Origin of the sequence: Marinospirillum sp. (assembly GCF_044810985.1) — a bacterium.
Taxonomy (GTDB): Bacteria; Pseudomonadota; Gammaproteobacteria; order Pseudomonadales; family Halomonadaceae; genus Marinospirillum.
Map to the genome: position 1 here is coordinate 2,915,112 of NZ_CP085242.1, position 23,959 is coordinate 2,939,070.

General features: G+C 52.6%; 25 protein-coding genes. 10 read left to right on the forward strand and 15 right to left on the reverse strand.

Annotated features, from left to right (window positions below):
• Positions 1 to 3: 3 nt before the first annotated feature.
• The 10 genes from hpaD (LG323_RS13780) (at position 4) to LG323_RS13825 (ending at position 9,789) form a co-directional block, all read left to right on the forward strand.
• Positions 4 to 855, forward strand: a complete 852-nt coding sequence (gene hpaD / locus LG323_RS13780) for a 3,4-dihydroxyphenylacetate 2,3-dioxygenase (protein ID WP_404417333.1) — start codon at positions 4 to 6, stop codon at positions 853 to 855.
• Positions 856 to 933: 78 nt separating this feature from the next.
• Positions 934 to 2,364 (forward strand): aldehyde dehydrogenase family protein, encoded by a 1,431-nt coding sequence (locus LG323_RS13785; protein WP_404417335.1) that lies wholly within the window; start codon positions 934 to 936, stop codon positions 2,362 to 2,364.
• A gap of 7 nt (positions 2,365 to 2,371) precedes the next feature.
• Positions 2,372 to 3,556, forward strand: coding sequence for a Bcr/CflA family efflux MFS transporter (locus LG323_RS13790; RefSeq protein WP_404417338.1), 1,185 nt, complete (start codon positions 2,372 to 2,374; stop codon positions 3,554 to 3,556).
• Positions 3,557 to 3,593: 37 nt separating this feature from the next.
• Complete coding sequence (hpaD, locus tag LG323_RS13795) at positions 3,594 to 4,520, forward strand: 3,4-dihydroxyphenylacetate 2,3-dioxygenase (RefSeq protein ID WP_404417341.1); 927 nt, start codon at positions 3,594 to 3,596, stop codon at positions 4,518 to 4,520.
• A gap of 12 nt (positions 4,521 to 4,532) precedes the next feature.
• Positions 4,533 to 5,720: a Bcr/CflA family multidrug efflux MFS transporter gene (locus tag LG323_RS13800; RefSeq protein WP_404417343.1), complete on the forward strand. Its 1,188-nt coding sequence runs from the start codon at positions 4,533 to 4,535 to the stop codon at positions 5,718 to 5,720.
• Between the two features lie 93 nt (positions 5,721 to 5,813).
• Positions 5,814 to 6,197: a 5-carboxymethyl-2-hydroxymuconate Delta-isomerase gene (locus LG323_RS13805; RefSeq protein WP_404417346.1), complete on the forward strand. Its 384-nt coding sequence runs from the start codon at positions 5,814 to 5,816 to the stop codon at positions 6,195 to 6,197.
• A gap of 117 nt (positions 6,198 to 6,314) precedes the next feature.
• On the forward strand, positions 6,315 to 7,361 hold the full coding sequence (locus LG323_RS13810; RefSeq protein ID WP_404417349.1) for a TRAP transporter substrate-binding protein: 1,047 nt from the start codon (positions 6,315 to 6,317) through the stop codon (positions 7,359 to 7,361).
• Between the two features lie 9 nt (positions 7,362 to 7,370).
• The gene (locus tag LG323_RS13815; protein ID WP_404417352.1) at positions 7,371 to 7,889 is read left to right on the forward strand and encodes a TRAP transporter small permease; all 519 of its coding nucleotides are present in this window, start codon (positions 7,371 to 7,373) and stop codon (positions 7,887 to 7,889) included.
• A 21-nt stretch (positions 7,890 to 7,910) separates the two neighbouring features.
• On the forward strand, positions 7,911 to 9,239 hold the full coding sequence (locus tag LG323_RS13820; protein ID WP_404417355.1) for a TRAP transporter large permease: 1,329 nt from the start codon (positions 7,911 to 7,913) through the stop codon (positions 9,237 to 9,239).
• A gap of 61 nt (positions 9,240 to 9,300) precedes the next feature.
• The gene (locus LG323_RS13825; protein ID WP_310694976.1) at positions 9,301 to 9,789 is read left to right on the forward strand and encodes a universal stress protein; all 489 of its coding nucleotides are present in this window, start codon (positions 9,301 to 9,303) and stop codon (positions 9,787 to 9,789) included.
• Between the two features lie 10 nt (positions 9,790 to 9,799).
• On the opposite strand, the gene hpaR is transcribed toward LG323_RS13825, so the two are convergent.
• The 15 genes from hpaR to LG323_RS13900 form a co-directional block, all read right to left on the reverse strand.
• Positions 9,800 to 10,249 carry a homoprotocatechuate degradation operon regulator HpaR gene (gene hpaR, locus LG323_RS13830; RefSeq protein ID WP_310694974.1) on the reverse strand — a complete coding sequence of 150 codons (450 nt, stop codon included), beginning with the start codon at positions 10,247 to 10,249 and terminating at the stop codon, positions 9,800 to 9,802.
• A gap of 75 nt (positions 10,250 to 10,324) precedes the next feature.
• Complete coding sequence (hpaA, locus tag LG323_RS13835; RefSeq protein ID WP_404417359.1) at positions 10,325 to 11,230, reverse strand: 4-hydroxyphenylacetate catabolism regulatory protein HpaA; 906 nt, start codon at positions 11,228 to 11,230, stop codon at positions 10,325 to 10,327.
• 57 nt (positions 11,231 to 11,287) lie between these two features.
• Positions 11,288 to 12,823 (reverse strand): 5-carboxymethyl-2-hydroxymuconate semialdehyde dehydrogenase, encoded by a 1,536-nt coding sequence (gene hpaE, locus LG323_RS13840; protein ID WP_404417362.1) that lies wholly within the window; start codon positions 12,821 to 12,823, stop codon positions 11,288 to 11,290.
• A 35-nt stretch (positions 12,824 to 12,858) separates the two neighbouring features.
• The gene (locus LG323_RS13845; protein ID WP_404417365.1) at positions 12,859 to 13,641 is read right to left on the reverse strand and encodes a fumarylacetoacetate hydrolase family protein; all 783 of its coding nucleotides are present in this window, start codon (positions 13,639 to 13,641) and stop codon (positions 12,859 to 12,861) included.
• 3 nt (positions 13,642 to 13,644) lie between these two features.
• Positions 13,645 to 14,313: a fumarylacetoacetate hydrolase family protein gene (locus tag LG323_RS13850; RefSeq protein ID WP_404417368.1), complete on the reverse strand. Its 669-nt coding sequence runs from the start codon at positions 14,311 to 14,313 to the stop codon at positions 13,645 to 13,647.
• A 28-nt stretch (positions 14,314 to 14,341) separates the two neighbouring features.
• Positions 14,342 to 15,148 carry a 4-hydroxy-2-oxoheptanedioate aldolase gene (gene hpaI, locus LG323_RS13855; protein WP_404417371.1) on the reverse strand — a complete coding sequence of 269 codons (807 nt, stop codon included), beginning with the start codon at positions 15,146 to 15,148 and terminating at the stop codon, positions 14,342 to 14,344.
• Between the two features lie 28 nt (positions 15,149 to 15,176).
• Positions 15,177 to 15,980, reverse strand: coding sequence for a 2-oxo-hept-4-ene-1,7-dioate hydratase (hpaH, locus tag LG323_RS13860; protein ID WP_310698010.1), 804 nt, complete (start codon positions 15,978 to 15,980; stop codon positions 15,177 to 15,179).
• 74 nt (positions 15,981 to 16,054) lie between these two features.
• On the reverse strand, positions 16,055 to 18,388 hold the full coding sequence (locus LG323_RS13865; protein WP_404417374.1) for a Tex family protein: 2,334 nt from the start codon (positions 18,386 to 18,388) through the stop codon (positions 16,055 to 16,057).
• Positions 18,389 to 18,465: 77 nt separating this feature from the next.
• Positions 18,466 to 18,840: a hypothetical protein gene (locus LG323_RS13870; RefSeq protein ID WP_404417376.1), complete on the reverse strand. Its 375-nt coding sequence runs from the start codon at positions 18,838 to 18,840 to the stop codon at positions 18,466 to 18,468.
• Positions 18,841 to 18,850: 10 nt separating this feature from the next.
• Positions 18,851 to 19,327 carry a flagellar export chaperone FliS gene (fliS, locus tag LG323_RS13875; protein WP_404417379.1) on the reverse strand — a complete coding sequence of 159 codons (477 nt, stop codon included), beginning with the start codon at positions 19,325 to 19,327 and terminating at the stop codon, positions 18,851 to 18,853.
• A 76-nt stretch (positions 19,328 to 19,403) separates the two neighbouring features.
• Entirely contained in the window at positions 19,404 to 20,276 is an 873-nt protein-coding gene (locus tag LG323_RS13880) for a flagellin (protein WP_404417382.1), read from the reverse strand.
• Positions 20,277 to 20,414: 138 nt separating this feature from the next.
• Entirely contained in the window at positions 20,415 to 20,834 is a 420-nt protein-coding gene (fliS, locus tag LG323_RS13885; protein ID WP_404417384.1) for a flagellar export chaperone FliS, read from the reverse strand.
• A gap of 78 nt (positions 20,835 to 20,912) precedes the next feature.
• Positions 20,913 to 22,379: a flagellar filament capping protein FliD gene (gene fliD / locus LG323_RS13890; protein WP_404417387.1), complete on the reverse strand. Its 1,467-nt coding sequence runs from the start codon at positions 22,377 to 22,379 to the stop codon at positions 20,913 to 20,915.
• A gap of 21 nt (positions 22,380 to 22,400) precedes the next feature.
• On the reverse strand, positions 22,401 to 22,850 hold the full coding sequence (locus tag LG323_RS13895; RefSeq protein WP_404417390.1) for a flagellar protein FlaG: 450 nt from the start codon (positions 22,848 to 22,850) through the stop codon (positions 22,401 to 22,403).
• A 151-nt stretch (positions 22,851 to 23,001) separates the two neighbouring features.
• Positions 23,002 to 23,874, reverse strand: coding sequence for a flagellin (locus LG323_RS13900; protein WP_404417392.1), 873 nt, complete (start codon positions 23,872 to 23,874; stop codon positions 23,002 to 23,004).
• Positions 23,875 to 23,959 lie beyond the last annotated feature (85 nt).

Below are 23,959 nucleotides of genomic sequence, written 5' to 3' on the forward strand. Positions count from 1 at the left end.
ACCATGGGCGAAATCGTACTAACTGCCAAAGTGACTCACGTTCCCACCATGCTGTTGTCCGAACAGCCAGGCAAAATGCAAGGCAAGCGTCAGCAAGCCATTGACGGTCATAAAGAAATCATGCGCCGCGCACGTGAAATGGGTGCCGACACCGTGGTTGTTCTGGATACCCACTGGCTGGTTAATGCCGGTTTTCACATCAACAGCAACCCGGTCTTCAAGGGCTGCTACACCAGCCATGAGTTCCCTCATTTCATCCAGAATCTGGATTACGAGTACCAAGGCGATCCTGAGTTAGGGGATGCCATTGCGGCCAAGGCCACGGAAAAGGGCGTGCATACCCTGTCGCATCAAGTGGAAACCCTGGATCTGGAATACGGTACCCTGGTTCCCATGCACTTCATGGAACCGGGCGACATGCCGATTGTTTCCATTGCCGCCTGGTGCACGGTGCACAACCTGCAGGATTCCCGCAAACTGGGTGAAGCCATTCGTGAAGCCGTGGAAGCCAGTGACCGCAAGGTTTTGCTGCTGGCCTCCGGCTCCCTGTCACACAAGATCTGGGAAAACGAGCTGTATGCCGAAAACAACGGTACCTTCACCATCTCCCGTGAATTCAACCGTCAGGTGGATCTGCGGGTGCTGGAGTTGTGGCAACAGGGTGAAATTGCCACCTTCCTGAAAATGCTGCCCGAATATGCCAACTACTGCTCTGGCGAAGGCGGCATGCATGATACCGCGATGCTGTTTGGTGCTCTGGGCTGGGATCAATACACCGGCAAGGGTGAAGTGATTGGCGAATACTTCCCCAGCTCCGGTACGGGTCAGGCCAACGTGGTTTTCCCGGTTCTCTAGTATTTAGCATTACGGTAGTCGCTCAAGGGTGACTGCCGCTTTTATTTTCTCTCATCCTCAGTTGGAGACACAGCTCCCATGCTGCAAGCATCCTATCCATATTATCTGGCCAGTGAAGCCCGCACTCCCAACCAGGATCTGGTTGTGTATGATAAATTTTCCGGTGAAGCGGCCACCCGTGTCGCCCTGGCCGATGCTGCGGCTATTGATGAAGCCATCGCTGCAGCCGAAAAAGCCAGCGAACCCATGCGCAAACTGCCCGCCTGGAAGCGTCAGGCCATTCTCAATCACTGTGTAAAACGCTTTGAAGAAAGAGCCGAAGAGCTGGCCCTGGCTTTGTGCATTGAAGCGGGTAAGCCTATCAAGGATGCCCGTGGTGAAGTTATTCGCCTGATCGATACCTTTCGTATTGCTGCCGAAGAAGCTGTGCGTATCAGTGGAGAAGTGGTGCCCATGGACATCAGCCCGCGTGCTGAAGGCTACACCGGCATGTGGAAGCGGGTGCCCATCGGTGCCTGTTCCTTTATTTCACCGTTTAACTTTCCACTGAATCTTGCTGCTCACAAGGTGGCTCCGGCAATCGCTGCAGGCTGCCCTTTTATTCTCAAGCCCGCCAGCCTGACGCCTATTGGTGCCATCATTATTGGTGAAATTCTGGCGGAAACCGATTTGCCCAAGGGTGCTTTTTCCATTCTGCCCTGCCATCGTGATGGTGCGGATCTCTTTACCACCGATGAGCGTCTGAAACTCTTGAGTTTCACCGGTTCTCCAGAAGTCGGCTGGAAGCTCAAGGCCAAAGCAGGCAAAAAACCTGTGGTACTGGAACTGGGTGGCAATGCTGCCTGTGTGGTGGACGAAGGCACGGATCTGGATGATGCCGTGGCCCGGATTGTCTTTGGGGCCTACTACCAGTCGGGTCAGAGTTGTATTTCCGTGCAGCGTATTCTGGTTCATGAAAAGCATTATTCAGAAGTGCGTGAGCGGTTGACGACTGCGGTCAGGGGTCTGATTCACGGTGATCCCCGAGATGAAAAAACCTTTATCGGCCCGATGATTTCCGAAAAGGAGGCGACCCGTTTGCATGACTGGGTGCTGGATGCCACCGCTAAAGGGGCAAAACTCCTGGCCGGGGGCGCTCGCGAAGGAGCCATGTTGCAGGCAACCTTGCTGGAAAATGTCGATCCTTCCCTGGATGTGAATACTCAAGAAGCTTTTGGCCCTGTGGCGATCTTGTCTAGCTTCAGTGATTTTGATGAAGCCCTCAAAGAGGTCAACAACTCTGACTTCGGTCTTCAGGCCGGTATCTTCACGCGCGACATCTACAAGATCCAGAAAGCCTGGGATGAGCTGGAAGTTGGCGGTGTCGTCATTGGTGATGTGCCTTCCTGGCGCGTGGATCACATGCCCTATGGCGGTGTGAAGGACTCGGGTCTGGGGCGTGAAGGCATTCGTTATGCCATTGAAGACATGACCGAACTGCGTTTACTGGCGATTCGCAACCCCGGTTGATGGCTTTATGAGAACCCCGCCACCGCTTGCATTGCTGATCTTCATTGCCATGGCCAGCCCTCTGGCACTGAATGCTTTTGTACCGGCGATGCCGGATGCAGCGCAAGCTTTGGGAACGAACAGGGCGACCATTCAGCTGACTTTCACGCTGTATCTGCTGACTCTGGCCCTGGGGCAGTTGATCAGCGGTCAACTGGGCGATTACTTCGGTCGGCGTCCGGTGATTCTGGCCGGTTTTGGCTTGCATGTCGCAGGCAGTCTGGTCGCGGCCCTGGCATTTTCGGTGGAAATGCTGATTCTGGGACGGATACTTCAGGCGCTGGGTGGCAGTACAGCCATGGCTTTGGCGCGAACCATTCTGCTGGATGTGCATGGTCGTCAGGGTGCCGGTGGCCGCATGGGTTATCTGGTTATGGCGATTGCTCTGGCTCAGGCCATAGCACCGGCGCTGGGTGGTTATTTAAACCTTTGGATCGGCTGGCATTCGATTTTTTATCTGTCGGTGGCTATGGGTGGCAGTGTCTGGCTGGTGGCTCTTAGATTTCTGCCGGAAACCTGTGAAGAACGCACCGCCAGTATTCGTCCTCTGGCGGTGCTGAAAAGCTATGCCGGAGTCCTGGGTTCGGCTGCTTACCGGGGCTATGTTTTTTCCACCACAGCTCTGGCCTGCGCCTTTTATCTGTTTGTCGGCAGTTCCCCTTATCTGGTGGTCGAACAGTTAGGCGGTAATTCAGCCCAGTTCGGGACCTGGTTTTTGAGCATTTCCTTTGCTTTTTTGCTGGGTAGTTTTCTGGCCACACGCCTGGCCCGGTATTTCAGTCTGGATCAGCTGCTGTTGGCGGGTAATGGTCTGGCTTTGCTGGGGGCGGGTTTGCTGCTGGGGTTATATCTCGGCTCGGAGTTGACTTTTGCCGGTCTGTTCCTGCCCATGGCGCTGATGATTCTGGGTCGCGGCTTGAGTCAACCCAATGCCCAGACTGCTGCCATCAGCAGTAGTCGGGGTGCGGCAGGCACGGCATCGGGGATGATGGGTTTTATCCAACTGATGATCGGCTCGCTGGTCGCCCAAAGTGTGCCCTGGCTGATGAGCATGCATACCGGTTGGGTTTTTGCAGGCATTCTTCTGGCCGCCTTGCTGGCAATATCCGCGCATTTTTATGGCTGGTCGCAGAGTCGACCAGTGACTGGGTAACAGGATAGAAAGCAACAACAGAAAAGAGGTTTCAATTATGGGCAAGCTGGCTTTGGCAGCAAAAATCACCCACGTACCTTCCATGTATCTGTCGGAACTGGATGGCCCCCAAAAGGGGTTTCGTCAGGCGGCCATTGATGGTCACAAGGAAATTGGACGGCGTTGTCGCGAGCTGGGTGTGGATACTCTGGTGGTTTTTGATACCCACTGGTTGGTGAACGCCAACTATCACATTAATTGCGCCCCTCACTTTGCGGGTAATTACACCAGCAATGAGTTGCCGCATTTTATCTCCAATATGCAGTTTGAGTTTTCCGGCAACCCCGAACTGGGCCAATTGATTGCGGCTGAGTGTGTTGCTCAGGGCGTGGAAACTCTGGCTCACGACCAGACCTCACTAGACCCTGAATACGGCACCCTGGTGCCCATGCGCTACATGAATGAAGATCAGCATTTCAAGGTGGTTTCCATTTCCGCCATGTGCATGGCGCATTATCTGAATGACAGTGCACGTCTGGGCTGGGCTTTGCGTGAAGCCATTGAAAAGCACTATGACGGTACGGTGGCAATTCTCGCCAGTGGCTCTCTGTCTCACCGTTTTGCGCAGAATGGTCAGGCCCCGGATTTTGCTACCCGGGTGTGGAGCCCTTTCCTGGAGCGTCTGGATCACAGCGTTGTGCGCATGTGGGAAAACGCGGAATGGTCGGATTTCTGCGCAATGCTGCCGGAATATGCCGCCAAGGGTCATGGTGAAGGCTTTATGCACGATACCGCCATGCTGCTGGGCGTTCTGGGCTGGTCAGAATATGATCAGAAAGCCGAGGTGGTCACCCCCTACTTTGGCAGCTCCGGCACCGGTCAGATCAATGCGATTTTTCCGGTTTCTCCGGTCAGCGGTCAACAGGTGCCCGGCCCCCAGGCCTCGGTGACCGATCACTTTGCAGCTGGCGCCAGCCGGGTCTGAGGAGAAATCAGGATGGTCAAGGTGAAGAATCCGCATCGACTGATCGTACTTCTGGCAGCACTGGTGGCTTTCGGGCCCTTGTCAATTGACATGTATCTGCCCAGCTTGCCGTTGATCGCTGCAGACCTGGGTGCAGCTCAGGCGGATATTCAGTTGACCATCAGCAGTTTTCTGATCGGGCTCTTCATTGGCATGTTGTTTTACGGCCCTCTGTCCGACAAGCTGGGCCGACGCCCTCTGCTACTGGGGGGCATTACGCTTTATTTATTGGCCAGCATTGCCTGTTTTCTGGCCGTTTCTGCCGAGTGGCTGATAGCCGCGCGTTTTCTGCAGGCGCTGGGGGCTGCAGCGGCTTCGGTGCTGGCGCGGGCCATCGTACGCGATCTTTTCCCCCTGAATGAGGCGGCCAGAGTCCTGTCGCTGATGCATCTGGTGACCATGATTGCCACCTTGATCGCTCCCCTGGTGGGAGGCTATCTGATCATGCTGACCGGCTGGCGGTCCTTGTTTGTGGTGCTCTTTGTGTTTGCCGCGCTGGTACTGCTGTTCAGTGTTTGGAAAATTCCCGAGACACACCACGGCAGTTCCAGAGGCAGCAGCTTTCTGGCTGTCTACAAGGCTTACGGCCTTATTCTCCTGCAACCGGTGGCCGTGGGTTACATCCTTTGCATGTCGCTCACCTTTGCGGGGATGTTCGCCTATATCACGGCTTCTCCTTTTATTTATATCGAATACTTCGGTGTGGCTCCGCAGGTTTATGCCTGGCTGTTCAGCCTGAATATCGGTGGCATTATCCTGCTGGTCAGTCTTAATGCCCGTTATGTGGGGCGCTTTGGAACCCAGCGTCTTTTATGGCTGGGAGCCGCTCTGGCTGCCGTTTCAGGACTTCTGTTGCTGTTTGCCGGGGTCAGTGGCTGGGGAGGCCTGCCCCTGATTGTGGTGGCCCTGCTGGGCTTTGTCAGTGTGACGGGTGTGCTGGGGGCCAACTGCATGGCCAGCCTCCTGTCACGTTTTCCCGAGCAGGCCGGCGCTGCAGCAGGGATTGCCGTGGCAACTCAGTTTGGTACGGGTGCCCTGGCCAGTGGCCTGGTCAGTTGGCTGCATGACGGTACACCGCTGGCCATGAGTCTGATTATCGGTTTGCTGGGTTGCGGTTCGCTGGCTGCCCTGACTCTGACCCGGCAGCGTGCTGCAGTTTGAGTTGATGGCGAAAAGAAACTCGGTAACGTTGACAAAACTTAATATGTTAATTAGATTTGAATGAACCACCCACTGGATTTTTTGAGGTAACAGATGCCGCATTTCATCGTTGAGTATTCGGGCAACCTGCACCACCGGCTGGAATTTCAGCCCCTGTTCAAAGAACTGCATGAGTATGTGGTTTCCACGGGTGCCTTTCCTCTGGGTGGTGTGCGCAGCCGGGCCATCCGTTGTGATGACTTCCGGGTGGCTGATGGACGCGAGGATTTTGCCTTTGTGAATCTGACTCTGAAAATCGGTCACGGTCGGGATATGGAGTTGAAGAAACAGGTTGCAGAAAGGGTTTTTGAAATCCTGTGTGCCTGGATGCAACCCATCACGGATCAGAGCTATTGCCAGATTTCCTTTGAGATGACCGAGCTGGACCCGGTTCTCAAGTTCAACAAAAACAATATTCACTCACTGTTTGCCAAGTAAAGGAGGTGGAACTCAACCCTTAGAGCAATCATCTGTATCAATCAAAAAAACAGCATCACTATAAAAAGATAGCGCTCAATCGAACGTCTTTAAAAAAATTACAATCGGAGACACGCCATGAACTTCCTAGGCAAAAACTTTAAAACTCTGGCTACTGCTTCCATGCTGGCCGCAGGTATTGCAGGTTCCGGCCTGGTATCCGCATCGACAACGCTGGTGGTAGGCACCTGGATGCCGCCCAGCAACCCCATGAACACGGTTGTCTGGCCCACCTGGGCCGAGTGGGTTGAAGAGGCCACTGATGGCCGGGTGGAAGTCAAGATCGAATACGATCTGGGCCACCCAGGCAGCTACTTTGAACTGGTGGAAGACGGTGTCATCAATGCCGGTTGGAGTTATCACGGCTATGTACCCGGACGCTTTAATCTGCCCATGGCCGTTGAACAACCCGGTATGGGCGTGACGGCTGAGGCTGCCTCCACTGCTCTTTGGGAAGTTCATCAGGAACACTTTGCCCAGGCCGATGAATATCAGGGTCTGGAGCTGCTGGCTCTGTTGACACATGGCCCTGGCCAGCTGCATACCCGCGAACCTATTGAAAGTCTGGGTGATCTGAAAAACAAGCGCATCCGCAGCGGCGGTGGTGTTCAATCGGAACTGGCTGAGCGTTTGGACGTGACTCCTGTTTCCGCACCTGGCTCACGGGTTTACGAGATGCTGCAGCAGGGTGTAATTGACGGTGTGTTTATGCCTGCCCAGGATCACCGCTCACTGCGCCTGGACGAAGTGGCTCCCAACTTGACCCTTTTCCCCGGTGGTCTGTATCTGGGTAGCTTCTCCATGTTCATCGACCCCTATTTCCTGGAATCCCTGGATGAGCGTGATGCCGAAGCCATTCGCAGTGTTTCGGGCAAAAAGCTCTCCACTCTGGCCGGCCGTGCCTGGGATGAAGCCGATGTCAAAGGCATTGAATATGCTCGTGAACAAGGCACCAAAGTGGTCGAGCTGAGCGAAAATGACCCCAGGGTTCGTGAATTCCGTAAATTGACGGAAGGCATGGATCAGCAATGGATTGAAAGTGTCTCTGCCAAAGGCGTTGATGCCGCCCAGGCCCTGAAAGATCTGCGTCGTATCGCTCGCGACTACGAAGCGCAGAACAACTAGGAGCAAGACATGTCATTTGTTACCTGGTTGAAGGGTCACTATGACGAGAAGGGGCCAGCCCGCTGGCTGGCCTTTCTCCTGGAGCTTTTGGCTGTGGTGATGCTGATGGCTCTGATGTTGCTGACCTGTGTGGATGTGACAGGCCGCTACCTGTTTAACAATCCGGTCCCCGGCGCGATTGAACTAACCCGATCCGGGTTGGCGATCATGGTTTTTGCGGCCATGCCGGTGGTCACCTGGCGAGGCGGTCATGTGGTCGTGGATTTGCTGGATCGTTTTCTTCCCTCAGGTCTGCTCAAAGGGTTGTCCCTTCTGGCTGCTCTGGTGATTTCCGTTGCTTTCTACTTCCTGGGTTCACGTATTTATGAGCTGGGAGAGCGTTCCATTATGCGTGGCGAAACCACCGAATTTCTGGGGATTCCAAGCGGATACATAGTTCTTTATATCGCTGTGATGAGCTGGATAACGGCCTTGGGCATGCTAACTTACGGTATTTACCGGATTTTCTTTCAAGACCAAGCCAAATAATTCCCTGAACGAGTCCTTGTTATGTCCATTCTTCTCATCGGCTTTGCCGTTCTTCTTTTCCTGATCATTGTGGTAAGGATGCCCATTGCCTTTGCCATGGGGCTGGTTGGCTTTTTCGGCTTTGCAGCCACCATGGGGCTGAGCTGGGACAACTGGGATACCTATCGTTGGACAGGCGTGCTTTCCATGGCTTCCAACCGGGTGATTGGTACCGTTCAGAACTACAGCCTGTCGGTGATTCCCCTGTTTATCCTCATGGGCAACCTGGTGATGCGTTCCGGTTTGTCCCACGAGCTTTATCAGGCCTCCAATGCCTTTTTGGGCCATCGTAAAGGCGGGCTGGCCATGGCTACCGTGGTTGCCTGTGGCGGCTTCTCTGCAATCAGTGGCTCCAGTTTGGCCACTTCGGCGACTATGTCGCGGGTGGCCATGCCCTCCATGCGCAAGTATGGCTACAGTGACTCCCTGGCTGCTGCCACCATTGCCGCAGGCGGTTCTCTGGGTATCCTGATTCCTCCCAGCGTGATTCTGGTTATTTATGGTCTGCTGACGGAAACCAGTATCCGCGAACTCTTTGCAGCCGGTTTTTTACCCGGTCTTCTGGGGGTACTGCTTTATCTGGGTGCGGTGCGCTATGTTGTCTGGCGCAATCCAGCTGCCGGTCCGGCCGGGGAAAAAACCGCCTGGCCGGATCGAATCAAGGCACTCAGAGGCGTACTGGGCGTGCTGGGGCTTTTTGTTCTGGTCATGGGTGGGATTTATCTGGGGGTTTTCACGCCTACCGAAGCCGCTGGTATCGGTGCCGGGGGTGCCTTTGTGATTGCCCTGCTGCGCAAATCCCTGACCTGGAGCAGCCTGTTTGATACTTTTTCGGATACGGCACGCACTTCAATCATGCTCTTTACTGTGGTCATCGGGGCACTGATTTTTTCCGACTTTGTGAATCGGGCCGGTCTGCCGGATTATCTGCTGAGTTTGGTCACTTCCCTGGATGTGGCACCTATAGTGGTCATTCTTGCGATCATGGGCATTTACCTGCTTCTGGGCATGGTGTTTGAAAGCCTGTCCATGATGCTTCTGACCATTCCGATTTTTTATCCGGTGGTGGCCAGTCTGGGTTTTGATCTGGTCTGGTTCGGTATTGTGGTGGTGATTGCCATAGAAATCAGCTTGATTACTCCACCCGTGGGTATGAATGTGTTTGTACTCAGTGCGGTGATCCGGGATATCAAAACGGGAACCATCTTCAAGGGGGTGACCCCCTTCTGGTTTGCCGACATTATCCGTTTGCTGTTAGTGCTTTTTATTGCCCAGATTGCCCTCTTTTTGCCTGAGCTTTTGTATCACTGATGCAAATCAGCAAAGAGATTTGATTATTGAATGCCCATGAACCAGGGGCCGGAGGGATTAAATGCTGTCGGATTTCAGAAAAATACTTTATGTGTCGGACCTGGAGGCCGGTTCACGCCCTGCCTTTCGGGCCGCAGTCAGTCTTTGCAATCACTATGAATCCAGAATCACCTACCTGCATGTGATTGAGTCCGTCTCGGCCACGGCACGCAGTGTGCTCAGTAACATGATGGAAAAACAGGATGTTGAGGGTTTTCTGGAAGAGGGAATCGGCAAGCTGAAAACCAAGGTGCAGGGACGCCTGCAAAGATTCTGTGAGCAGGAGCTGGAAGAGGATGACAAGCTGGATACCGAGCAGGTGAGTGTTCAGGTTGAGGAGGGCACTCCCTGGAAAGTGATTCTCAGGGTGGCGGATGAAATGGATGCTGATGTGATCGTTATGGGAACCCGTAAGCATTCAAGCCTGGGTCAGGTGTTGGTGGGATCGACTGCGGCCAAAACCCTCAGCCACTCAAAGCGCCCGGTACTGGTCGTGCCTTTGAATGACTGAGCAAAAGCTCTCAGGATTCGCACTCGGTTTTTTTGCTTTCCGGTTTGAGCGCTGACAGCTTGTTGAGCAGTTCACTGAGTTGATCCAGATTCTCCTGGGTGAACTGCTCGGTGATTTCACGGTAACGGTCTTCCAGCAGGGGAGTGACCTGCTCAAACATGGTCTGGGCCTTGTCGGTCAGACTGATGAGCACGCGGCGCTGATCTTCTGCAGAACGGCGGCGCTGAATGTAATCCTGTTGTTCCAGGCGATTGATAATGCCGGTCAGGCTGGGGCTGAGAATGCAGCAAAGATCCGCCAGTTGCTTGGATTCCAGTTCCTGATGCTGAGCCAGGGCGCGAATAATGCGCCACTGTTGTTCAGTCAGTGAAATTTCCTGAAGAACAGGTCGAAAGAAGTTCATGGTTGCTTCGCGTGCTTTCAGTAATTTAAGCGGCAGGGATTCTTGGTATTTAAGCATTAGGCTCTACACTAATTAATGGATGCATTAATTTTATCGACTCTGAGTAAATTGATAAAGGTTTAATAATAAAAATCAGCGCTGTTGTTGCCGGAATTGCTGGGTGGTTATTCCGGTATGGCGTTTAAAAAAGCGGGAAAAATAGGCCGGATCACTAAAACCCAACTGATAGCAGATATCACTGCTGGCCAGGTTGCTGAAAGTGAGTAAGCGTTTGGCTTCCTGTACCAGGTGATCATGAATGATCTTTTTCGGGGAGCGGTTGGCAATGCGCCGGCAGATCTGGTGGAGGCGGCTTTCTGAAAGCCCCAGAATGCGGGTGTAATAAGCCAGTGGCCAGTGCTCCCGGTAGTGTTCCTGAATCAGGCTGGAGAACTGCCGGAATGACTGAAGACCATCATTGTTCACTGTGGTGCTGGCGGCTTCCTTGGCCGTCAAGCGGCTGATCTGTATCAGCAGCAGGCGCACCAGGGTTTGCAGGGCTAAGTCCTTGGCAGGTTCGTCCCGATTCCATTCGCTGCGAAGGTTTTCCAGAGTCTGTACCAGGGTGCGCCAGTGCACACCTTCTTCCTCATTAAGGTCGTGAAAGGCAATACACATTTCCTGATTGAGCTCCTGCTCCAGATCCTGTTGGAGTCCCTCTTTAAGAAGCTGCCAGAGCAATGACTGGTGCAGGGTCAGGACATGACCACAGGCATCCTGACTGGTTAAAAAGGAATGCGGAACGGAAGGAGGCGTGAGCACCAGAGCCGGGCCCTGAGCCTGATAAATCTTGTCATCAATATGAAAGTGCAACTCACCCCGATCAATATAGTGGATCTGCAGGTACTGGGCATGGCGGTGAACCGGCATGTCGCGGCCAAAGAAAACGGCAAGATTTTCCAGAACATCATAATGTATCGGCGCATCAATATAACGCCGATCATAATCCTGTCCAAGAATGATATTGGGTATCCATTCGCTGTGGTTGCTGTCATGCATAAGATGACTATAGCAGAAGGCGGGTACCAGCAGGCACCCACCTTCTAAAGGCCTGGATCAGCCTTTGCCGATCTGGGGCACCCGATGGGTTCCGTGAGCGATGCAGACGTTTTTGGTTTCCATGTAGAAATCAAAACTCCAGTCACCACCGTCACGACCTATACCGGACATCTTGATGCCGCCGAAAGGTGCAGGCAGGTTGCGGTTGTTTTCGGAATTCACCCACAACATACCGGCTTCAACCTTCTGGGCCATACGCATGGCACGGCCGGTGTTTTCCGTCCAGATGTAGCCGGACAGACCATAGTCGGTGTCATTGGCCATCTGGATGGCCTCTTCTTCGGTCTCGAAACTGATTGCGGTCAGCACCGGGCCAAAGATTTCTTCCTGGGCAATGCGCATCTTATTATTGGCCTGGGTGAACAGGGTGGGTTCAACATAGTTGCCCGCCGGGTCCAGCCCGCCATCAGCTTCAGTGATACGCTTGCCGCCCACGGCCACCTGGGCACCGTCATCCTTAACTATGTCAAAGTAGCTGAGCACCTTGTTGAAATGCTCGGTGGCCACCAGAGGCCCGACTTCGCTGTTGGGGTCCAGAGGGTGACCGACTTTCAGATTCTTGACGCGTTGTTCCAGGGCAGCCATGAAGCGGTCACGAATGCCGCTTTGAATCAGCAGACGGCTGGAAGAAGTGCAGCGCTGACCATTCAGGCTGTAGATCATGAAGACCACCGCATCCAGGGCACGCTCAAAGTCGGCATCATCAAATACAATGACCGGGTTTTTGCCGCCCAGCTCAAAGTGCATGCGCTTGAGGGTATCGGCACCCTGACGCATGATGTGCGAGCCGGTGGCTGATTCACCCACCAGGGCTACAGCCTTGATGGCCGGGTGTTCAGTCAGGCGCTTGCCGACATCTTCACCAAAACCATTGACCATATTCCACACGCCCTTGGGCAGAACCTCATCGGCAATTTCCGCCAGAATCTGGGCGCTTAAAGGGGTCAGTTCCGCGGGTTTGTGAACCACGGTGCAGCCTGCGGCCAGAGCGGGGGCAATCTTCCAGGTGGAAAGCATGAAGGGGGTGTTCCAGGGAGTGATGATGCCCACCGGGCCAATTGCTTTGCGTACCGTGAAGTTGGTGTGCTCGGGCTGCTGGGTGGCCTGACCGTCCTGGGCTTCAGGTGCCTTATCGGCAAAGAAGCGGAAGTTGGCGGCACCGCGCTCGGCAGCTTTTTTCATATAGCGCACAGCCTGACCACAATCCATGGACTCGACCAGAGCAATTTCATCCGCACGCTCCACCACCCGGTCGGCAAACTTGTTGAGCAGGCGTTTGCGCTCGGAACCCGGCATGGTTGCCCAGGCTTCAAAGGCTTCTTCGGCGGCTTCACAGGCGGCATCAACATCCTTGATGGAACCCGCCATGACCTTGCCAATCGAGGTGTTGTCCGTCGGGGTCAGGTTGTCGTATTCACGGCCACCTGTGCCCAGAGTGAATTCACCCTTGATGTAGTGACCGGTGGTGTTGTTCTTGAAGCGCTCCAGATATTGCTGGGCGCGGGCGAGGTTGCTTGCCAGGGTATCGCTCATGTCTTTATCTCCTGAAAATCAGTGGGGTCGCAGTATCAATAGTTGTCGCCGTAATAGTCTTTCTCGGAGACGATGCGGGTTTCCAGAGAACCAATAGCTTCCAGGGTGCAAACCACGGTGTCGCCGGGTTGCATATCCGCTACGCCATGCGGAGTTCCTGTGGCGATCATGTCGCCGGGGTTCAGGGTCATGATCTTGCTCAGATACTCAATCAGGAAAGGCACATCAAAAATCATGTCCTGGGTGGAGCCATCCTGGGTGATCTTGCCGTTGACCTCGGTGGTCAGGCGCAGCTTGTTGGCATTGGGCACATCAGCGGTGTTCACGATCCAGGGCCCCATAGGCAACAGGGAATCACGGCTTTTCACCCGCAGGTTGGGGCGGTAGTAGTTTTCCAGATAATCACGGATGGCAAAGTCATTGCAGACGGTGTAACCGGCGACATAATCCAGCGCCTCTTCACGCTTGATGTTCTTGCCCTGCTTGCCAATCACCGCCACCAGTTCACACTCGTAGTGCTGGTAGTCGATGTTATCCGGGCGGTAGCTGACCTGCTTGTGACCGGTCAGGGTATTGGCATGCTTGATGAAAACCAGGGGTTCCTTGGGTGGCTCAAAAGCCAGTTCGGTTGCATGATCCGCATAGTTCAGGCCCAGCGCAAAAATGGTGCCTGGGTTTTTCACCGGAGGCAGCCAGGTGATCCGGTCGGAATTCAGGTCTACATCCAGGGTTTCGCCTTCAGAAGTGGTGATGCGATCCTGGGCATCAATATCAATATCCCGCTCACGCCCATCCAGAATAATACGTGCATGTCTCATGGCTTAAGCACCTCCCAGAGTGTTTGTCAGGGTGCCAACACCCTGGATGCTTGCTTGAACCTGGTCACCCTGGGCGACCGGCACTCGCTCACCGGCAAAGCCCACGGCAATGATTTCGCCGGGCTGCAGGGTCATGATGTAGGAAATCGTGCTGATCAGTTCGGGAACGCTGCGCTCCATTCCGGCAAGCTGGAACTCACTTTTTTGCTGGCCGTTGACCCTGATGGTGACCGTCAGCTCATCCGAGTTGCTGATTTTTTCAGCAGGCACAATTTCAGGGCCAACCGGCGCTGTGGTGTCCAGGCACTTGCCTTTGATGTCCGGGCGATAGTAGTTCTGTTCGGGCAGTGAATAATCCGCTACGACGGTGTAGCCGCCTACATAATCCAGAGCTTCTTCCGCGGAGACACGGCAGGTTTCCTTGCCAATCACGACGCCCAGGCTGGCACCCACCACCATTTCGGGTACCTCCTGACCGTCAAAGTCTTTTGCCCACTCGATTTCAGCATCATCAACATTCCAGGTGTTGTGCGGCTTGTAGTAGAGCACCGGCTGGGTGGGCGGTTTCTTGTAGGGAGCTTGATTGAAAGTGTCTTCCAGAGCCGCCAGTTGCGCCTTGTCATTGAGGGCGACACAGACCAGTTTGCTCTTGACCAGAGTCTTGGTAGTCATGGTGAACTTCTCTTGGTTGTCAGCAGCCTTAGTAGCCTGCCTGAGGTTTTTGTTCTTCAGCAGGCGCACCTTCTTTAAAGCGTTGTGCCAGCTTGCGAGTTTCCTGGGCCAGGATCATGGTATCCACTCCGACCCCGACAAAGTTGGCACCTTCCTGGACATAGCTTTGTGCCAGGGAAGGGTCGAGACACAGCAGCCCTGCATATTTACCAGCGGCCCGGATTTTGTTCAGTCCCTGACTGATGGCTTTAACCACTGCTGGGTTGCCTGCATCCCCGATATAACCCATGGATGCAGAAAGATCAGAAGGGCCGATGAAAACCCCATCCACGCCCTCTACCTGGAGGATGGCATCCAGGTTCTCCAGGGCTCCGGCGGTTTCCACCTGCACGATCAGGCAAATTTCATCGTTGGCTTTTTTCAGATAACCCGGCACCTGGCCCCAGCGGGCAGCACGGGCCAGAGACGTGCCCAGACCACGAATGCCCTGGGGTGGATAACGCACCGCCTTGACCAGGTGTTCAGCCTGTTCGGCGGTTTCCACCATGGGAACCAGCAGGGTTTGCACACCGATATCCAGAAGCTGCTTGATCAGGGCGGCATTGCCTTCCACGCAGCGCACTATAGGAGCCACATCATAGGGGGCGATGGCTTGCAGATGAGCCAGGATGGTTCGCAAATCAAAAGGGGCGTGTTCGCCATCAATCAGCAGCCAGTCAAACCCGGCCACAGCAGCAATTTCAGCAGCCGAGTTGTCCGGCAGGCCCAGCCAGAGGCCATACTGGGGCTTGCCGGTCGCCAGGCCTTGTTTAAAGCGGTTTTTGGGTAGATCCATGATCTTTATCTCCCGATGCTGTGGAGCTTTAGGCAAAGTTGAGGGTGACACCGCCCAGAGAACCAAAATCGGCATGCACAGTATCGCCAGCTTTGACCGGGACCGGGCGGGTGAAAGAGCCGGAAAGAATGATCTGGCCGGGTTCCAGGCCAATGCCGTGAGGAGCAAAACGCTTGCACACCCAACAGATGCCTTTCAGAGGGTTGCCCAGAACACCACCGGCCAGGCCGGTTTCTTCAATCTGGCCATTCAGGTAGAGCATGGAACCGGCCCAACGCAGATCAATATCCATAGGCTTGATAGGGCGACCACCCAGAACGATCCCGGCATTGGCAGCATTATCTGCAATGGTGTCATAAACCTTGCGGGTGTAACCGGTTTCCGGGTCGGTGCGCAGGCAGCGCGCCGCAATCAATTCCAGGGAGGGGATAACGTAATCGGTGGCATTGATGACATCAAAAATAGTGACGTCTTCACCAAAGAGGGGTTTTTTCAGTACAAAAGCCAGTTCGACTTCAATACGGGGGTCAAGAAAATCCGAGGCCTTGATGGTCGCGCCATCGTCAAACAGCATGTCATCCAGCAGCACGCCGTAGTCCGGTTCATCAATATTGGATGACATCTGCATGGCACGGGAAGTGAGGCCGATCTTGTAGCCGATGACCTTGCGACCCTCACTGACCTTGTGATCCACCCAGGCTTTCTGGATGGCATAGGCATCGGCCATTTCCATATCAGGGTTGTCCAGAGTCAGCGCGGGAATCTGCTGACGACTGACTTCAGCCTGATAGAGGCGGTCTGCTGCTTGTTGGATTTGTTCTTTTGTTAACATGCCGGGAGCACCTTCTGGAATAGAGAATAGCAAGTGTTCCCGGTATTTTAGTTAATATATTAAGTAAGTCAACATCAGACCTTCTGCTTTTTCTTCTGCGCGGCTTTCAGCAGGTCCCCCAGGGTGTTGCCCTGCATCTGACCCTGCTGCTGGTTGTGTTTCTGACTGGAACGCGCCTGTCCAGCACCTTTTTTGCCTTCACCCATAGGGCGACTGGTATTTTCACCGGGCTGATCGCTCATGCGGCAGGAGAGGGCAATGCGCTTGCGGGGCAGGTCGACATCCATGACCTTGACCTTGACGATATCCCCGGCCTTGACCACATCCCTCGGGTCTTTGACGAAGGTGTCGGCCAGTGCGGAAATATGCACCAGGCCATCCTGATGGACGCCAATGTCAACAAAAGCCCCGAAGTTGGCCACATTGGTGACGACCCCTTCCAGAATCATGCCGGGTTTCAGGTCTTTCATTTCTTCCACGCCTTCCAGGAACTCAGCTGCCTTGAATTCTGGGCGGGGATCGCGGCCGGGTTTGTCCAGCTCCTTGATAATGTCCTTCACAGTCGGCAGGCCAAAGGTTTCATCCGTGAAGTCAGCCGGGTTCAGGCTTTTCAGAAATGTCGAGTCACCGATCAGGCTGGTTACTTCACGGTTATGGGCCTTGGCGATTTTTTCCACCACCGGATAGGCTTCGGGGTGAACGCCGGAGGCATCCAGGGGGTTTTTGCCCTGCATGATGCGCAGAAAACCGGCACACTGCTCGTAAGCTTTGGGACCCAAACGCTTGACCTTGAGCAGCTGTTTGCGTTCCTTGAAAGCGCCTTCTTCATCACGCCAAGCGACGATGTTTTCCGCCAGGCCGGTGTTCAGGCCGGAAGTTCGCGCCAGCAGGGGTGCTGAAGCCATGTTCAAATCCACACCCACACCATTAACACAATCCTCGACCACCGCATCCAGAGTGCGCGCCAGTTGTACCTGGGAAACATCATGCTGGTACTGGCCTACGCCAATGGATTTGGGTTCAATCTTGACCAACTCAGCCAGAGGGTCCTGCAGGCGACGACCGATGGACACGGCGCTGCGGTGGGTGACATCCAGATTGGGAAATTCTTTCGCGGCAAATTCAGAAGCCGAGTAGATGGAAGCCCCCGCTTCATTGACCATCACCTTGCTCATTTTGGCATCCTTGGAAGACACCAAACCCTTGATGAGCTCACCCGCGAGCTTGTCAGTTTCGCGGCTGGCGGTTCCATTGCCAACGGCGATCAATTCCACCTGATGTTTGAGGCAAAGATTGGCCAGAGTCGCCAGTGAGTCCTGCCATTTGTTGTGGGGTGCATGAGGGTAGATGGTGTCATGATCGACCAGCTTACCCGTGGCATCAGCAACAGCCACTTTAACCCCGGTTCTCAGGCCTGGGTCGAGTGCCAGAGTGGGGCGCGGGCCAGCCGGTGCGGCCAGAAGTACATCCTTGAGGTTTTCGGCAAAAACCTTGATTGCTGCTTCTTCAGCAATTTCGCGCAGGCGGGTCAGTAGTTCGGTTTCCAGGCGGGTATAGAGTTTAACTTTCCAGGTCCAACGCACCACTTCATTCAGCCACTTGTCAGCAGCACGCCCCTGGTCTTTGATGGAGAACTGCTCGGCAATTACGGCTTCAGCAGGGTGAGACTTCATCTCTTCTTCACCCGGCACTTTAATGGATAAGGACAAAAAGCCTTCATTGCGACCACGGAACATGGCCAGGGCGCGGTGAGAAGGGGTGGCCTTCAGGCGTTCATCATGTTCGAAATAATCACTATATTTGGCACCCGTTTCTTCCTGACTGGGCAGCACGCGGCTGGATAGGAGGCCATCGGCCCAGAGCTGATCACGCAGACGCCCGGAAAGCTCGGGATCTTCGGAAAAGCGCTCCATCAGGATTTGCTTGGCCCCATCCAGCACGGCCTTTTCATCAGCAAAACCGGCTTCAGTATTAATGTAAGCACTGGCTTCACTTTGTGGATCAAGGCTTGGATCAGCCAGCAGTGCATCAGCCAGAGGCTCAATACCGGCTTCGCGGGCAATCTGGGCCTTGGTACGGCGCTTGGGTTTGTAGGGCAGGTAAAGATCTTCCAGGCGCTGTTTGGTATCCGCCAGTAAAAAAGCTTTTTTCAACTCATCAGTCAGCTTGCCTTGTTCTTCCACCGAAGCAATAACGGTCTCACGGCGATCTTCCAGTTCACGCAGATAACGCAGCCGCTCATCCAGGTTACGCAACTGGGTATCATCCAGCCCACCGGTGACCTCTTTGCGATAACGGGAAATAAAGGGAACAGTTGCGCCCTCATCCAGAAGAGTAACCGTTGCAGCCACCTGGGCTTCACGCACCTGAAGTTCATCGGCAAGACGTCGGGCAATGGAAGGAAGCATGACAATCCTTTTCTTGGCAGATTAAGAGTGGAATAGAGCGAGGGGGGAGTATAGCAAAAACTGGATGGATGAACAGCTTAGCGCTGGAACTGTCCTTTGGCCGTGCCGTAGGCATTGACGGCTTTGCGGTTGTGTTGGTTTTCGGAGCGTTTGGCGTGGAGTTCGCTTCGGACTTCTTCTGCAAGCTTTAGAAGCTGCTGGTCAAGTTCCTGAAGTTCTATTAGTTGCTCGCGGTATTGATTCACGGTTTCTTCAGTCCAGTCTTCACTGAAGGTTTGAAAAAGCAGTTGCTCACGAATTTGTGTGAGTTTTTCCAGTTTCTCCGTGTCCTGCTCCGGGCTGTCTTCCTGGATACGTTCAAATTCAGTGATTAACTTGCGTGTGGCTTTCAGGCTTTGCAATAAAGCTTCTGGACTGGAGAGCTCGGCAATACTTCCTGTGGGTTTGCTCATGGGTTGCCTTTCAAGACTTTGCAGCCTGATTTTTCTGGAATTCTGCAAGATCTTCACGAAACTTGATGGCCTCTTGATGAACCTGATCCCAGGCTTCCTGGATGGGCGTAAGCAGCCGGATGCATTCTTCCACAGGCTCAGTTTTGTTGGACGCTTTGGCCTTGCCTAGCTGGCGGCCACAATACTCGTACAGATTATCAAGATTGGCAGCAAAATCCGGTTCGATATCGTGACGAAGTGTAGCTCTCAGTTCTGTCAAACAGGTTTGGGATTTGCTCAACCATTTGTTTTTGGAGATGTCGTCCTGGCGTTCAAGTGCACGAATTCCATCCTGTAGATGAGAAATCAAAGCCTTATAAAGCATGGAAGTCAGTTGATGAGCATCCGCTTCCTGAACCTCTATCTCCAGGTGGCGATTATTATTCACCTGAGAGGCCCAAGCCTCGGCTGATTTTTTCATCTGGTAAGGCGTTAAGCGACGTACCATGTTTAATTCCCATTGACCTGATCAGTAATAAAAAGCGGCCACACCGAGTGGGGAAGCCGCCCGTAACTCCAAAGCATTACAACAGACCCAGAATGGCCTGGCTGGATTGATTGGCCTGAGACAGGGAGGCAACCCCGGCTTGCTGCAAGACCTGCTGCTTCGAGAGGTTAGAGGTTTCTTCAGCAAAGTCGGCATCCTGGATGCGGCTACGCGCTGCTGAAAGGTTTTCCTCATAGATATCATTACCGGAAATAACCGCTTCAAAACGGTTCATCACAGCACCAAAGGTGGCACGCATTTCCGAGATTTTATCAATGGAGTCGCGTGTGGTGGTAATTGAAGCCTGTGCTGATGCTTGTGAAGCAATACTGATAGCACCCCCAGAGCCAATACCTTGGGTGATAATGCTCTGTATGCCTGTTGAACCCGCGCCCACCATTGAAGCTAGACCACCTGATAGGATGCCTGCTTTTATCTGTGAGGCTGACTCATTGGTAAAGCCAATCTGCAAGGTTAAATCAGTAGCAGCTGAGTTGAGCAATGATTTGCCATTAAACTCGGTTGTTTCAATGATGCGAGCAATTTCCATGGTCAATTGATCAACTTCTTTTTGCAAGCCGCCCCTTGCCGCTGTGTCATAAGTACCGTTGGCTGATTGGATCGCCAACTCATTGATACGCTGCAGGTTGGAGCCAATTTGATCCAGTGCACCTTCTGCTGTTTGCGCCATGGAAATACCATCACCAGCATTACGAGTTGCCATGTTCAGACCACGAATATCTTTGGTTTGTGACTGAGCAAGGTAAAGGCCTGCAGCATCATCTTTTGCCGAGTTAATACGCAAACCAGTCGACAAGCGCTGAAAAGTAGTCGCCTGTGAATCCTGAGTATTTTGTAGATTTCGTGTGGCGTTCATGGCCGCCATATTGGTGTTAAGTACCAGACCCATAATAAGGACTCCTTTTCAGTTGCAGTCTTTGGCAAAATCTTGCCGTGTGTTTCGGCAAGGTTTTGCCGTTTTGACCCCTAACTGGCAATGCCAGGGTTCTGATATTAATTAAAGCAAAGTGTATGCCATCTTGATTTTCTAACCAGCATTCAACACTTTTTCAGCTTCATCCTTAATCCCATCCCAGCCTTCTTTTACCGGCTTCATCAGGTTAATCACCTCTTCCACCATTTTTGGGTCTTCAGCAGCCATCGCCTGAACGAGTCTGCGGCCCATATAGTCATAAAGGCTATTGAGTGTAATGGCTACATCCTGGCCTTTCTCATAATCCAAAGAGGTTCGCAGCTCGGTAATAATGGCTTGAGCGCGACCACCAGCCTGGGTTTTGGCCATAGCATCGCCACGTTCGATAGCTCCTTTTGTAGCTGCAAGTCGACCCATCAGGGCTTCCATCAGAATCTGGATCAGGCGGTAGGGGCTGGCGTCCATTACCTCGGCTTCACGACTGGTTCCCTGAGCATACTGGGCTGCTCCACGCAGGTGTTTTTTGTAGACCATTGCTAGGCTCCGCTTATCAACAATAAAAAAAGGGTACCCAAAAGGATACCCTTGAATTCCTACCTAGCCAAGCTACTTTTAGCGGGTGTAGCCGGGCAAACTGGCAAACTGTTGATTAAGGTAGTTGCCTGTCGATTGAAAGTTGGCAACCATGCCCTCAATAGCATTAAACTGGCTGTACAACCTGTCTTCAAGCAAGTCCAAGCGCTGATTGGTTGACTCCATGCGATCATCAATACGGTCAACCTGATTGTTCAGACCTTCCTTGCGGATTTGCAACAACCCTTTGAAAGGTTCGCCGTTTTGAATACCACCACTGACCAAGCGATCTGCCAGATCAGCAAAGCGCTGTGCATAACCGTCTGGCTGGGCATCATCCAGCTTGCTGGAGGCACCCAGGATAGTTGCCACTTCATCAAAATTATTATCCAAAGCTTCTGTAAGTTTGGCGGAATCTATTTCCAGCGTGCCATTGCGTGAATTGCCACCCTCTTCTGGATCATAGCTGCGATCCACATAGGTTTCGATGCCGATCATTGCCAAAAGGTTGTTCTGGGTGTCTGCGGCATCTTCACCTTCAGTCGGTGTCGTCACCACATTTCGAAGCTCGCTTTCGATGGCTCGGACGGTGCTATCACCATAAAGTGAGCCTTTCTTGGCTTCATTCAGGTGAATGATGACATCATTGTAGGCTTTAACAAAGGCATCAATGTTGTCCTTGATTGACTCGTCATCCCGGCTAATATCCAGGGTTGATGACTTGTTGTCCAGCGTACTGGCACCCTTGGTCAGTTCGATATCAACACCAGTAATCACATTACTAAAGCTATTGGTAGAACTGTAGGCGTCAATACCATCAACTTGAATGTGGGCATCCTGACCTGCAACTGTGGAGTCTTTGGCATTCAAAGCTGCTGGAGCGTCTACGCCAGAAAAATCAGCAGAAAAATTGGAATCAGTTCCGGTGCGGTCAGATTTGATAACAAGACGCGCATCGGTTTCATTCACATTGACCAAGTTGGCAGAAACCAAACCTTTAAGGTCTTCGTTGTTATTGATTTCTTTACGGATTTCATCCAGAGTTTTACCGGCAACATCCAATGAGATGTCAGCTACGGCATTGCCGTCAGCATCTGTTAGGCCAGTAAAGTCAAGCTTCACATCACCTGTATCAGCCCCCAGTGTATCGGCTTTAGCATAGCTACTTGAGACTTGTTGGTAATTTTTAGCTTCAGCCATAACTTCAATGGAGTAATTCCCTGAAGTTGCACCAGCCAGGTGATCTGCAGTTGATGTAAAGAGGTCTTCATTACCAGTATTGGCAGCTAATTGTTGGAATTTGTCCAGTCCACGGAGATCATTCATAGCATCTTTCAGACCACTCAAACGACTGCTTATTTTGCCCAGCGCACTGATTTGTGAACTGAAAAAATCCTTGTCATTCTGTAGGCGTTTGAGAGGAGCGGACTCGGCTTTTACTGTGGCTTCAACAATCTGTTGAACGGGAATACCTGAACCCAAGCCATTGAAACTGATACCTGACATGACTGTTACCTCGTGCGTGATCTAAAAAACCTGAGTTGAAAAAGACTCGGTATTGCCTTCCACCAAACGTCCACGTAGAGCCAGTATCTCCTCAGAAGGGTACTGGCGAACCACTTCATCCGTTTTAGTATTGAGCACCTGAACTACAAGGTCTTCTGTTTTGTCGTGAATCTGGAATTTAAGTGCCCGGTTCTGCAAGTAGAGAGTGTTGTTGATTTGATCAAGCATTTCACGAAGCTCTTCCATGCTCAAGCTCTTTTCTTTTTGATTCTCATTAGATAATGAAAGCTCTTTTTTCAGGTTGTCAGCCAGCTTGTCAGCTAAAAACTCTTTGGCCTGACTATTTGGGCTCGAATCATGAACACCCTCAGATACACTCTTGTCATTGCTTTTTGTTGGCCTGAGCAGCTGCTGTGTCCCTTTCATTAAGGCTTCTGGTGAGACGGACTGTACTGAAATTTCTGAGGCCATAATCGACACCTCATTTAAGTTGTTGTCTTGACCATTAATTTAGTTATCGGCAGGTCAAGGTGCAACTTTAATTTTTTTGTCAAGTGCTCCAGCAAAAAAAACGCCAAGCATAAGCTCGGCGTTTTTAAGGGTTAGGTGTAGGCTTGAAAGCTTACAGCAGACCCAATACAGACTGAGTAGAAGCGTTAGCTTGCCCCAGGGCTGCCACACCAGCTTGCTGCAGAACCTGCTGCTTGGCCAGGTTGGAGGTTTCTGCTGCAAAGTCAGCATCCTGAACACGGCTACGTGCAGCCTGCAAGTTCTCAGAGTAGTTTTGGTTACCTGAGATAACAGTTTCAAAACGGTTCATGACCGCACCGAAGGTGGCGCGTTGTTCTGAAATACCATCAATGGCAGTACGAGTACTGGTAATCGCAGCCTGGGCTGCAGTTTGGGTAGAGATATCAATATCTTTACCGGCATCGTTAGTCATCCAGGCGTTAGTCATGCCTGAAAGTGCACCAGCATCGGTCATGGCTGCGACAACACCACCAGAAAGACCCGCTTCTACACGATAACCATCACCATCCTGGTTGCCAACCTGCATAGTTAGGGCTGCGGCAGTCGTACTCAGAAGTTTCTGACCGTTAAACTCGGTTGTTTCAGTAATACGAGAAATTTCCTGAGTCAATTGGTCAACTTCTTTCTGTAGGCCACCACGAGCAGCACTATCATAAGTACCGTTGGCAGACTGAATAGCCAGTTCATTGATACGCTGCAAGTTCGACTGGATTTGATCCAGAGCACCTTCAGCCGTCTGTGACATAGAAATGCCGTCACCCGCATTACGAGTTGCCATATCCAGACCTTTAATATCTTTGGTCTGAGATTGAGCCAAGTACAAGCCAGCAGCATCATCTTTAGCAGAGTTGATACGCAGACCAGTTGATAGACGGTTGAATGTCTGAGCCTGTGCATCCTGAGTGTTGGACAGGTTGCGAGCACCATTAAGTGCTGAAACGTTGGTATTGATTACTAGAGACATGGTAGAACTCCTTCAGTAGAAAGTATGTCCGGGGACAGTCACTTTATCGGTCATCAGAAAGAAAGCTTTAGCATTTTTTTCAAAA

Bases quoted from the DNA above. Each gene is read 5' to 3' on its own strand.
- LG323_RS13805 (WP_404417346.1), top strand. From the start codon at position 5,814: ATGCCGCATTTCATCGTTGAGTATTCGGGCAACCTGCACCACCGGCTG.
- hpaE (WP_404417362.1), bottom strand. From the start codon at position 12,823: ATGAGCGATACCCTGGCAAGCAACCTCGCCCGCGCCCAGCAATATCTG.
- hpaD (WP_404417341.1), top strand. From the start codon at position 3,594: ATGGGCAAGCTGGCTTTGGCAGCAAAAATCACCCACGTACCTTCCATG.
- LG323_RS13865 (WP_404417374.1), bottom strand. From the start codon at position 18,388: ATGCTTCCTTCCATTGCCCGACGTCTTGCCGATGAACTTCAGGTGCGT.
- hpaI (WP_404417371.1), bottom strand. From the start codon at position 15,148: ATGGATCTACCCAAAAACCGCTTTAAACAAGGCCTGGCGACCGGCAAG.
- LG323_RS13900 (WP_404417392.1), bottom strand. From the start codon at position 23,874: ATGTCTCTAGTAATCAATACCAACGTTTCAGCACTTAATGGTGCTCGC.
- hpaA (WP_404417359.1), bottom strand. From the start codon at position 11,230: ATGCATGACAGCAACCACAGCGAATGGATACCCAATATCATTCTTGGA.
- LG323_RS13785 (WP_404417335.1), top strand. From the start codon at position 934: ATGCTGCAAGCATCCTATCCATATTATCTGGCCAGTGAAGCCCGCACT.
- LG323_RS13895 (WP_404417390.1), bottom strand. From the start codon at position 22,850: ATGGCCTCAGAAATTTCAGTACAGTCCGTCTCACCAGAAGCCTTAATG.
- fliD (WP_404417387.1), bottom strand. From the start codon at position 22,379: ATGTCAGGTATCAGTTTCAATGGCTTGGGTTCAGGTATTCCCGTTCAA.
- hpaR (WP_310694974.1), bottom strand. From the start codon at position 10,249: ATGCTTAAATACCAAGAATCCCTGCCGCTTAAATTACTGAAAGCACGC.
- LG323_RS13825 (WP_310694976.1), top strand. From the start codon at position 9,301: ATGCTGTCGGATTTCAGAAAAATACTTTATGTGTCGGACCTGGAGGCC.
- LG323_RS13850 (WP_404417368.1), bottom strand. From the start codon at position 14,313: ATGACTACCAAGACTCTGGTCAAGAGCAAACTGGTCTGTGTCGCCCTC.
- hpaD (WP_404417333.1), top strand. From the start codon at position 4: ATGGGCGAAATCGTACTAACTGCCAAAGTGACTCACGTTCCCACCATG.
- LG323_RS13800 (WP_404417343.1), top strand. From the start codon at position 4,533: ATGGTCAAGGTGAAGAATCCGCATCGACTGATCGTACTTCTGGCAGCA.
- LG323_RS13870 (WP_404417376.1), bottom strand. From the start codon at position 18,840: ATGAGCAAACCCACAGGAAGTATTGCCGAGCTCTCCAGTCCAGAAGCT.
- LG323_RS13820 (WP_404417355.1), top strand. From the start codon at position 7,911: ATGTCCATTCTTCTCATCGGCTTTGCCGTTCTTCTTTTCCTGATCATT.
- LG323_RS13810 (WP_404417349.1), top strand. From the start codon at position 6,315: ATGAACTTCCTAGGCAAAAACTTTAAAACTCTGGCTACTGCTTCCATG.
- fliS (WP_404417384.1), bottom strand. From the start codon at position 20,834: ATGGTCTACAAAAAACACCTGCGTGGAGCAGCCCAGTATGCTCAGGGA.
- fliS (WP_404417379.1), bottom strand. From the start codon at position 19,327: ATGGTACGTCGCTTAACGCCTTACCAGATGAAAAAATCAGCCGAGGCT.
- LG323_RS13845 (WP_404417365.1), bottom strand. From the start codon at position 13,641: ATGAGACATGCACGTATTATTCTGGATGGGCGTGAGCGGGATATTGAT.
- hpaH (WP_310698010.1), bottom strand. From the start codon at position 15,980: ATGTTAACAAAAGAACAAATCCAACAAGCAGCAGACCGCCTCTATCAG.
- LG323_RS13880 (WP_404417382.1), bottom strand. From the start codon at position 20,276: ATGGGTCTGGTACTTAACACCAATATGGCGGCCATGAACGCCACACGA.
- LG323_RS13790 (WP_404417338.1), top strand. From the start codon at position 2,372: ATGAGAACCCCGCCACCGCTTGCATTGCTGATCTTCATTGCCATGGCC.
- LG323_RS13815 (WP_404417352.1), top strand. From the start codon at position 7,371: ATGTCATTTGTTACCTGGTTGAAGGGTCACTATGACGAGAAGGGGCCA.